Genomic DNA, 7,858 nt, shown 5'->3' on the forward strand with positions numbered 1-7,858 from the left:
GGTCTTTTCCCCCCCCCCCCACCACCCCCCCCCCCCCCCCGCTCCCCCCCCCCCCCCCCCCCCCCCCCCCCCCCCCCCCCGCCCCCCCCGCGTTCGCGTGCGGCCGGCCGGCCGCCGGTGCTTCGGGCAACTGGTACGGGTACGTCACGTTGCGGCAGCACCGGCTTAACACGCCTTGGGCACAGTGGTGGTTGCCGGCAGGGGCGAGGGTCCCGGCCGGTGCCACGGAACGGCGTTGGCGTACCTCCGGAGCGGCTCCCGGACCACGTGAACGCCATGGACGCGGACGGCCCTGACCCGGCCCGTGTCCGTTGCGGGGACCGCCGTCGTCCCGCCCCTCGCACATCCGAGGGTGCGGCGGTCCCCGCGCCCGGCTCCTTCGGCCGTCCGGCCGCCGGGCAGGTCAGGTCGGGTCAGGGGCAGGTGAGCTCGCGGCGGGCGTCCCTGATAGCCGCGTTCAACGCCTGTACCTGCGGTGCCAGTTGGGTGACCGCCTGGCTGCCGGTGGTGTCGCCGGGCAGTTTCTCGTACGCCTTCTTGAGGTTCTCGGAGGCGGTCTTCACCGCGTTCTTCCTCGCCTGGTTCCAGGTCGCCGTGGACTTCGCGACCTTCTTCCAGTCCTCATGGACCTTGTTCGTCGCGTCCTTGATCTGGTCCTTGGTCGCCGTGGCCGGGTTCAGGGCGTTCAACGCCGCGGTGTCGGAGCTGAGTTGGTTGATGCTCGCGCACAGGTCCGCCGCGGCCTTGCTCGGGTCGTCGGTCGGTTCGGCGGCGAACGCGGCGGTGGTGCCGCCGCCGGCCAGAACCAGTGCCGCCGCGGTGACGGCAGCCGTCCTCAGAAAGCGTCGCTTCATGGGTTGCCCCTCTTCGGGATCCTTCGGAACGGTCCCCCGTTTCGGCCCCCCGGGTTTTCGCCCCCGAGCTCCCCGAGCCCGCCCCCACCCCCGCCCACTCAAGCTGGCACAGGGGCCCCGGACCCGCAAACGGGCCCCGTCGCCCGGAGGGCCGCTCTGCGGGTGCGGTGCCCGGGAGTTCGGGCTATACCGGAACGGTGAATGCTCGGGGGGCGACCAAGCCTCCGGGAGGCTCAGATGGACGATTACCCGCTCCTCAACCTCTTCTGGACCATGCTGCTGATATTCCTGTGGGTCCTGTGGTTCTTCCTCCTCTTCAAGATCATCAGCGACATCTTCCGGAGCCATGACATGGGAGGCTGGGGCAAGGCCGGCTGGACCATCTTCGTGGTGCTCCTGCCGTTCCTCGGCATCCTCGTGTACCTCATCGCCCGCGGGCAGTCGATGGCCGAGCGCGATCTGGAGAGCGCCAGGCAGGCGGACGCGGCGTTCAAGGCGTACGTCCGCGATGCCGCCGCAACGTCCGGCACGGGCGGCAGCGCGTCCGAGCTGGCCGCGCTGGCCGACCTGAAGGAGCGGGGCGCGATCACCGAGGCCGAGTTCCAGCAGGCGAAGCAGAAGCTCCTCGCCTAGCCCTCGCCTAGCCCGTTCCGGAAGCCGCCCCTCCAAGGGCTCCCGCGTGCGTACCGTACGGGGGAGCCCTTGGTTGTGCGCCCGTCTCCGTATGCCGGTCGCCGTGTCTCGGGAAGCGGGCAGCCGCTTGCCGTCCTGCATAAGCGCATGCAGAGTGCTCGGTGACTGAATAGGTACGGGGACGGAGGGGTCGGGATGAGCGACAGCCCGGCGGCACGGCTGCAGAAGCTGTTCGAGGGGCACCGGCTGACGCCGACCCAGCGGCGGATCGCCCACTGCATGGTCCGGGGGGCGACGGAGGTGCCCTTCCTCTCGAGCGTGGAGCTCGCCGAGCTGGCCGGGGTGAGCCAGCCGTCGGTGACCCGGTTCGCGGTGGCGCTCGGCTTCGACGGCTACCCGGCGCTGCGCCGGCACCTGCGGGAGGTGGCCCCGCCCGCCGAGCGGGTCGAGGAGCCGCGGGAGGAGGCGTACAACGAGTACCAGCAGGCCGTCCAAGGGGAGATCGAGAACCTCCGGCAGCTCTCCGCCATGCTCGCCGACCCCTCGCCGGTGGAGGAGGCGGGCCGGCTGCTCGCCGGGTCGTCCCCGCTGCCCGTGCTGGGGCTGCGGGCGGCGTCCTCGCAGGCACGAGGGTTCGCCTACTTCGCTGCCAAGGTCCACCCGGACGTACGGCTCCTCGACGAGGGCGGCTCGATGCTGGCCGACCGGATCGACGCGGCCGCCGGCGCCGGCGCCTCGGCCCTGCTGTGCTTCGCACTGCCCCGGCACCCGCGGGAAGTGGCCGAGGCGCTCGAGCACGCGCGGGGGGCGGGGCTGGCGGTGGTGACGGTCGCCGACTCGGCCTTCGCGCCGGTCGCGCGGTACTCGGACCTGCTGATCCCCGCGCCCGTCGGCACCGGGCTGGCCTTCGACACGGCGTGCGCGCCGATGCTGCTGGGGCGGGTGCTGCTGGAGGCGATGGCCGACGCCCTGCCGGACGCCCAGGCCCGGCTGGAGGCCTTCGACGCGAGGGCCGCCGCCCGGGGCCTGTTCGTCGAGTAGCCCGTACGGCGCCCGTACGGGCCGGGCGCCAGGCCCGCGGGCGCGCCCCCCGACCCCGGTCCCTCCGACCCCGGTCCCGCGGGCCCCTCAGCGGTAGTTGAGCTCCGCCAGCTCGGCCGCGGCCCGGTCGCGCAGCGCCGGTATGCCGGCGAGGAGGCGCAGCCCGGTGTTGCGGGCGAGGCGCAGGGCCGGGTTGCGGGTGGTGGAGAAGCGGGTCATCCGGTCGGTCAGGGCCACCACGCGCAGCGCCACGGGCCGGCGGGCGGCCTCGTACCCGTCGATGTCGCCGGCGGCGAGGGCGCGGCCGAGCGCGTACCCGTCCTGGATGCCGGTGTTCATGCCCTGGCCGCCGGCCGGGCTGTGCACGTGGGCGGCGTCCCCCGCCAGCAGCAGGCGGCCCGCCCGGTAGCGGTCGGCGACCCGGTGGTGGATCCGGAACCGGGACGACCAGGCGAGTTCGCGGACGGCGGCCTGGCCGGGGGCGAGCCCGTCCAGCAGGCGCTGCACGAAGGCGAGGTCCGGGGCGGCCGGGGCCTCGGCCACGGCGGAGACGACCCGGTAGCGGCCGTCGGGCAGCGGGGCCACGACGGTCGGCCCGACGGGGCCGAAGGTCATCGAGACCTCGTGCGGACCCGGCGCCCAGTCCATGGCCACGTCGGCGAGGACGAACGACTCCGCGTAGGCGCCGCCGGTGAACGGGATGCCGGCGGCCTCGCGGACCGCGCTGTGCATGCCGTCGGCGCCGACCGCGTGGGCGGCCCGCAGGGTCTCGCCGCCGGCGGTGGTGAGGGTGACCCCGTCGGCGTCCTGGGTGATGCCGGTGACCTCGTACGGGCGGTGCACCTCGCCGCCGAGGGCCCGCAGGCGGGCCAGGAGCACGGCCTCGGTCTCGTACTGGGGGACCATCAGCGCGTACGGGTGCGCGGTGCGCCCGCGCAGGCCGTCGAAGGAGAGGGCGGCGACCGGGCGGGCCCCGTCGCGGATCCGGAACCGGGAGACGGGGATGCCGCGGCCGACCAGCTCCGCGGACAGGGCGCCGGACGGGTCGAGCTCGTCGAGCACCTCCAGGGTGCGGGCGTGGACGACGGCGGCGCGGGAGGTGTTGGCGCCCTCGGCCTGGCGGTCGAGGAGGACGAAGTCGACGCCGGCCTCGGCGAGGGTCACGGCGAGGGCCAGCCCGGTGGGGCCGGCGCCGACGATCGCGACGCCGGTGCGGGCGGGGAGGGGGAGTGCGGCGGTGCGGCTCACGGTCACGGCGGGCCTCCTCCAGTGGGCCAACACTTGTTGGCCAACGGCTGTTGGCATCAGCATGCGCTCCGGGCCCCGGGAAGTCAACGCCTGTTGGCCTACAATTGTTGGCATGACGCGGAGCGAACAGGTCGAGGGCGGGCGGACCAAGGGCGAGCAGACCAGGGCCGCGATCCTGCGGGCCGCGCGGGAGCGCTTCGCCGCGCAGGGCTACGAGCGCACGACCATCCGGGCCGTTGCGGCGGACGCGGACATCGACCCGTCGATGGTGATGCGCTACTTCGGCAGCAAACAGGGGCTCTTCGACGCGGCGCTCGCCGTGGACCTGCGGCTGCCGGACCTGGGCGCGGTGCCGGAGCGGGAGCTCCCGCGGCTGCTCGTACGGCACTTCGTGGAGCGCTGGGAGGGGGATCCCGCCGATGACGCGCTGCTGGTGCTGCTGAGGTCGGCGGTGACCAACGAGCAGGCCGCGGAGCGGATGCGGGGCGTCTTCGTGGCCCAGGTCGCGCCGTCCCTGGCGGCCGCGGTGGGGGCGGAGCGGGCCGCGCGGGTGGCGGGCCTGGTCGCGGCCCAATTGCTCGGGCTGGCGGTGACGCGGTACCTGCTGAGGATTCCGGCGGTGGCGGCCCTGCCCGCGGAAGCCGTGGTCGAGGGCCTCGCCCCGGCCCTGGCGGCCACCCTGGCCCCCCGCCCCTGACGGCGGGCCACCCTGGCTCCCGCCCCTGACCGGCCCGGAGGCCCGCGCGTCGCGGGGGGTCGGGTCGACCGGACCGGCGGCGGGTCACAGGAGCGCGTCGCGCAGGTCGCCGCCCGCCTCCGCCACGATGTCCGCCGCGCTCTGGGCCGGGCGGGCCGCGGCGAAGCGGACCTCGCCCGACGGGCGCACCGTGAAACCGTGCACCGCCGGCCGCGGCAGGCTGTTGTAGCCGTAGTGGGCCGTGAAGAAGTACGCGCCGGTGTCCGGCACGGCGATCAGGTCTCCCGGGGCCAGCTCCGGCAGCTCCCGGGCCGTGGCCAGCAGGTCGCCCGCGAAACAGGCCGGGCCGGCGACGTCCTGGGCGGCGGGCGGGCCCGTCTTCGGGGCACCCTTCGCGTCGTACGGCAGGATCCGCACCGGCCACGCCGCCGGCGCGTACACCGTACGGGTGGCCAGCTGCACGCCCGCGTGGGTGAGGGCGATCGGCCGGTCCCCCGTCGTCTTGGTGTACTCCACCCGGGCGACCACCAGCCCGTGCTTGGCCAGCAGCGCCCGGCCGAACTCGGTGACCAGGCCGTACGACCCGTCGAACAGCGCCGGCACCGCCTCCCGCAGCACCCCGGCGTACTCCGCGTACGTCGGGGTGTGCGCGTCCGAGGCGAAGTTCACGGGCAGGCCGCCGCCGATGTCGAGGGTGTCGACCTGGCGCCGCCCGGCCGCCGCGTTGATCTCCTCGGCCAGCGCGTGCAGCTCGCGCACCCCCTGCGCGATCAGCGGCAGCGGCACTCCCTGCGAGCCCGAGTGGGTGTGCAGCCGGGTCAGCCACGGGCGGTCCAGGAAGGCCCGTACGAGCCACTCCCGTGCGCCCGCGTCGCGCAGCGCGATCCCGAACTTCGAGGTGGCGGCGGCCGTGGACAGCGCTTCGATGGCGCCCGCACCCGTCTGGGGGTTGATCCGTACGCCGATCGGGGGCACGGCGCCGCCCGGCCGCGCCGCGACCAGGGCGTCCAGCCGCTCCAGCTCCTGCCGGTTGTCGGCGTTGACCGCGATCCCGAGGGCGAGGGCCTCGCGCAGCTCGGCCGTGGTCTTGGCGGGGGAGTCCAGCACCGTCCGCTCCGCCGGCACGCCCGCGGCCCGGGCCAGGGCCAGCTCGCCGGGGCTGGCCACCTCGCAGCCGAGGCCCGCGTCGGCGAGCAGCCGGAGCACCGGCACCAGCGGCGCGGCCTTGACGGCGAAGGCGTGCAGGACGGGGGTGCCGGGCGGCAGCACGGCCGTGAAGGCGTCCGCCAGGGCGGCGGCGGATTCCCGGATTCCGGCCGTGTCCAGCAGGCAGACCAGCGGCGGGGCGGTGTCCGACCCGCCGACGAGGCCCTGCTCGACGGCGGCCCGTACGGCCAGGTCGCGGCGCTCGGCGGCGCCCTGCGCGTGCATGTCGGCAGCCATGTCCGCCATCCCATCATCCGGCGCGCCGGTCCGCAGCTGTTGACTGGATCTATTCAGGCAGAGAGGATGTGAATGGAATTCACTACAGCGGTACCCGGAACGCATCGCCACTTCGTCAGGAGGCATCGCCATGTCAGGACCCCGACCGGTACGAGCTGCGCGCGGCACCGAGCTCAGCGCCCTGGGATGGCAGCAGGAAGCCGCCCTCCGGATGCTCCAGAACAACCTCGACCCCGAGGTCGCCGAACACCCCGACAAGCTCGTCGTCTACGGCGGCACCGGCAAGGCCGCCCGCGACTGGCGCTCCTTCGACGCGATGGTCCGCACCCTGCGCACCCTCAAGCAGGACGAGACCATGCTGGTCCAGTCCGGCCGCCCGGTCGGCGTCATGCAGACCCACGAGTGGGCCCCCCGCGTCCTGCTCGCCAACTCCAACCTGGTCGGCGACTGGGCCAACTGGGAGGAGTTCCGCCGCCTGGAGCACCTCGGCCTGACCATGTACGGCCAGATGACCGCCGGGTCCTGGATCTACATCGGCACCCAAGGCATCCTCCAGGGCACCTACGAGACCTTCGCCGCCGTCGCCGCCAAGAAGTTCGGCGGCACCCTGGCCGGCACCATCACCCTCACCGCCGGCCTCGGCGGCATGGGCGGCGCCCAGCCGCTCGCCGTCACCATGAACGACGGCGTCGCGATCTGCATCGACTGCGACCCGCGCGCCATCGAGCGCCGCATCGAGCACCGCTACCTCGACGTCAAGGCCGACAACCTCGACCACGCCCTCCAGCTCGCCACCGAGGCCCGCGACCAGCGCAAGCCGCTGTCCATCGGCGTCCTCGGCAACGCGGCCGAGCTGGTCCCGCAGCTGCTCGCCATGGGCGCGCCCATCGACATCGTCACCGACCAGACCTCCGCCCACGACCCGCTGGCGTACCTGCCGGTCGGCGTCGCGTTCGAGGACATGGCCGACGCCACCGCCAAGGACCCGGCCGGCTTCACCACCCGCGCCCGCGAGTCCATGGCCAAGCACGTCGAGGCCATGGTCGGCTTCATGGACGCCGGCGCCGAGGTCTTCGACTACGGCAACTCCATCCGCGGCGAGGCCCAGCTGGCCGGCTACGACCGCGCGTTCGCCTTCCCCGGCTTCGTCCCCGCCTACATCCGCCCGCTGTTCTGCGAGGGCAAGGGCCCCTTCCGCTGGGCCGCCCTGTCCGGCGAGGCCTCCGACATCGCCAAGACCGACAAGGCGATCCTGGAGCTCTTCCCGGAGAACGAGTCCCTGGCCCGCTGGATCAAGATGGCCGGCGAGCGCGTCCACTTCCAGGGCCTGCCCGCCCGCATCTGCTGGCTCGGCTACGGCGAGCGCGACAAGGCCGGCGAGCGCTTCAACGACATGGTCGCCTCCGGCGAGCTGGCCGCCCCCCTGGCCATCGGCCGCGACCACCTCGACTGCGGGTCCGTCGCCTCCCCGTACCGCGAGACCGAGGCCATGCTCGACGGCTCCGACGCCATCGCCGACTGGCCGCTGCTCAACGCCATGGTCAACGTGGCCTCCGGCGCCTCCTGGGTCTCCATCCACCACGGCGGCGGCGTCGGCATGGGCCGCTCCATCCACGCCGGCCAGGTCACCGTCGCCGACGGCACGGCGCTCGCGGGCGAGAAGGTCCGCCGCGTCCTCACCAACGACCCCGGCATGGGCGTCATCCGGCACGTCGACGCCGGCTACGACATCGCCGAGTCGGTGGCGGACGCCAAGGGCGTGCGCGTCCCGATGCGCGAGGGCGACGCCGAGGCCTCCGCGTGAGCCAGAGCTTCCACGCCATGTGGGCGTGGGGGGGGGGGGGGGGGGGGGGGGGAGGAGGGGGGGGGGGGAGCGACGAAACCCACAAGGCGAGTAGCAAAAAAGCACACCCCCATTCCTCTGGAGATAGGAGAGAGAAGA

At 74.2% G+C, this 7,858-nt stretch carries 7 protein-coding genes; 4 read left to right on the plus strand and 3 right to left on the minus strand.

Annotated features, from left to right (window positions below; translation table 11 throughout):
* Window positions 1–413 precede the first annotated feature (413 nt).
* The gene (locus AC068A_RS36830; protein WP_478590658.1) at window positions 414–854 is read right to left on the minus strand and encodes a hypothetical protein; all 441 of its coding nucleotides are present in this window, start codon (window positions 852–854) and stop codon (window positions 414–416) included.
* Window positions 855–1,091: 237 nt separating this feature from the next.
* Here AC068A_RS36830 and AC068A_RS36835 point away from each other — a divergent pair, with 237 nt between their 5' ends.
* Both AC068A_RS36835 and AC068A_RS36840 read left to right on the plus strand, forming a co-directional pair.
* Window positions 1,092–1,487: an SHOCT domain-containing protein gene (locus AC068A_RS36835; RefSeq protein WP_478590659.1), complete on the plus strand. Its 396-nt coding sequence runs from the start codon at window positions 1,092–1,094 to the stop codon at window positions 1,485–1,487.
* 195 nt (window positions 1,488–1,682) lie between these two features.
* Window positions 1,683–2,528: a MurR/RpiR family transcriptional regulator gene (locus tag AC068A_RS36840; RefSeq protein ID WP_478590660.1), complete on the plus strand. Its 846-nt coding sequence runs from the start codon at window positions 1,683–1,685 to the stop codon at window positions 2,526–2,528.
* 87 nt (window positions 2,529–2,615) lie between these two features.
* On the opposite strand, the gene AC068A_RS36845 is transcribed toward AC068A_RS36840, so the two are convergent.
* Window positions 2,616–3,782, minus strand: a complete 1,167-nt coding sequence (locus AC068A_RS36845) for an FAD-dependent oxidoreductase (protein WP_478590661.1) — start codon at window positions 3,780–3,782, stop codon at window positions 2,616–2,618.
* A gap of 106 nt (window positions 3,783–3,888) precedes the next feature.
* On the opposite strand from AC068A_RS36845, the gene AC068A_RS36850 reads away from it, so the two are divergent.
* On the plus strand, window positions 3,889–4,473 hold the full coding sequence (locus tag AC068A_RS36850) for a TetR/AcrR family transcriptional regulator (protein ID WP_478590662.1): 585 nt from the start codon (window positions 3,889–3,891) through the stop codon (window positions 4,471–4,473).
* Between the two features lie 84 nt (window positions 4,474–4,557).
* Here AC068A_RS36850 and AC068A_RS36855 read toward each other — a convergent pair whose 3' ends face one another.
* Window positions 4,558–5,916 carry a type III PLP-dependent enzyme domain-containing protein gene (locus tag AC068A_RS36855; RefSeq protein ID WP_478590663.1) on the minus strand — a complete coding sequence of 453 codons (1,359 nt, stop codon included), beginning with the start codon at window positions 5,914–5,916 and terminating at the stop codon, window positions 4,558–4,560.
* 130 nt (window positions 5,917–6,046) lie between these two features.
* On the opposite strand from AC068A_RS36855, the gene hutU reads away from it, so the two are divergent.
* Window positions 6,047–7,720, plus strand: a complete 1,674-nt coding sequence (hutU, locus tag AC068A_RS36860; RefSeq protein ID WP_478590664.1) for a urocanate hydratase — start codon at window positions 6,047–6,049, stop codon at window positions 7,718–7,720.
* The last annotated feature ends 138 nt before the right edge of the window (window positions 7,721–7,858 follow it).

Source organism: Streptomyces sp. NPDC043854 (assembly GCF_056436005.1).

What these genes read in the sequence shown, in the direction of transcription:
- AC068A_RS36840 (WP_478590660.1), top strand. Translation starts at nt 1,683, where the DNA reads ATGAGCGACAGCCCGGCGGCACGGCTGCAGAAGCTGTTCGAGGGGCAC.
- hutU (WP_478590664.1), top strand. Translation starts at nt 6,047, where the DNA reads ATGTCAGGACCCCGACCGGTACGAGCTGCGCGCGGCACCGAGCTCAGC.
- AC068A_RS36835 (WP_478590659.1), top strand. Translation starts at nt 1,092, where the DNA reads ATGGACGATTACCCGCTCCTCAACCTCTTCTGGACCATGCTGCTGATA.
- AC068A_RS36855 (WP_478590663.1), bottom strand. Translation starts at nt 5,916, where the DNA reads ATGGCTGCCGACATGCACGCGCAGGGCGCCGCCGAGCGCCGCGACCTG.
- AC068A_RS36850 (WP_478590662.1), top strand. Translation starts at nt 3,889, where the DNA reads ATGACGCGGAGCGAACAGGTCGAGGGCGGGCGGACCAAGGGCGAGCAG.
- AC068A_RS36830 (WP_478590658.1), bottom strand. Translation starts at nt 854, where the DNA reads ATGAAGCGACGCTTTCTGAGGACGGCTGCCGTCACCGCGGCGGCACTG.